Genomic DNA, 1,628 nt, shown 5'->3' with positions numbered 1-1,628 from the left:
ACGGATGAGATGGACAAGCGCTTTCTTCATGGCCGAGACGAAGATTGCAAAGGTCGCCGTAAGTCCATTCTTTTGTTCGGTCGCGCTGCGGGCCATTCTTCCGTCCCGGCCACCGATCTCGCAGCCGTCGCGCGCAGGGGCGGTCAAGGCTGGCCGCGTTTGCGGCCACCGCAAGGCTTGGCCTTGACCGGCCCGAGCACGGCGGCACACTGGCAGTGGAACGGGACTGCATTCCTGCCTAGAACTTGCCGTCAGCCGCGACTATGGTTGTCGGGCGCGGGCGACCTCGTGGCGAAGCGTGACGCGTCGGCTGCAAGCGTCACCGGACTGCCTATTTTGTCCTGCCGAACTGAGGCGCCCGCGCGCCGGTTTTTGGGTGCCGCGGCTTCCATTGCGACACGAATCGTTCGTAGCTTTGCTCCGCCTGGGCGGCAATCAACATCTCGCGGTCGCGCAGCGCCTTGATGTTGTAGGCATAGGCTGGTCCACGGCGGCTCCCTTTCTGTTGTGGATGTCCGGCTTGAAGTTGCATCGCGCGGGTCTTATTGGCGACCAGCGCCGGGCGCGCCCACAGGTAATCCTCGCCCTTTGTCAGCAAATGCCAGCAGAGCACAGTGAGCTTCCGAGCCACGGCCACCGCGGCGATCTGATGGCCGCGTCGGGCGCGGATGCGCACGAAAAAAGCATGCAGTGGACCGGGCGCCTTGGCCGCTGCCCAGGCCGCCTCGACCAGCATGGCGCGCGCATGACTGCGGCCGATCTTGCTGATACGGCCGTGGTGGACGGCTCCCAGCCCGGACTGCCGCACCCGCGGGTTCAGCCCGAAATAGCTCACCAGCTTCTGCGGGCTGTTGAACCGGTTGATGTCGCCGATCGCCGCCACGATTCCGGCGGCGACCGCCAGATTCACGCCGGTGATCGTCATCAATCTGTTCACCGCGGAATCCTCGATTGCGTCCTGTGCGATCTCGCGATCGAGCAGGGCCAGGTCTTCGGCCAAACGGTCAAGCTCACGGACGTGCCGATCGACGGCCGCCCGCTCATCGTCTGGCAACTGTTGAGCGGCCAACCACGCCCGGCCGCGGGCGTTGAAAAGATCGGCATGCGGGCACTTCGGGATCAGGTGCGCGTGCAGGATCGAATGCACCTCGTTCTTGAGCCGCGTACGGTGCCGCACGACCTGGTAGCGCCGCGCCACCAGCCTACGCTTGCGCTCGGTCTCCGCGTCAGGCGTCCAGATCTGCGGCAGGTATCCCGCCGCCTGCAAACTGGCGAGCGTGCCGGCATCGATCTTGTCGGTCTTGACGTGAGCCTGGGCGATCGCCTTCACCTGCAACGGATTGGCGATAATCACCCGCGCCACGAATGGCGCCAGCACTCGCGACACCGCCATGCTGTTGCCGGTCGCTTCGAGCACCACCTCATCACCGGCCAGCAGGGTCTTGCCAAATCCCTCCAGCGCAGTCCGCGTCATATCAATGCGGCCCGCATGTCGGAGCCTGCCGTTCTCCCAAAATACCACCTCCCCGAAGGTTCGGTGGACATCAATGCCAATTACCCGTCGCATTCGCACCTCCTCTGCCGGACAACGATGGGAGCTGCGGGCGACACGACAACTACGGATTCGC

1 protein-coding gene is annotated in these 1,628 nt (G+C 64.6%); it reads right to left on the bottom strand.

What is annotated here, in order from left to right; all coding sequences use genetic code 11:
- Positions 1-331: 331 nt before the first annotated feature.
- Positions 332-1,549, bottom strand: a complete 1,218-nt coding sequence (locus ACZIRK_RS45095; protein WP_165435657.1) for an IS110 family RNA-guided transposase — start codon at positions 1,547-1,549, stop codon at positions 332-334.
- Positions 1,550-1,628: the final 79 nt, after the last annotated feature.

Source organism: Bradyrhizobium sp. Leo114 (assembly GCF_055229415.2).
Note: the sequence above shows the minus strand (reverse complement) of the source record. Positions and strands in the feature narration are given on the sequence as shown.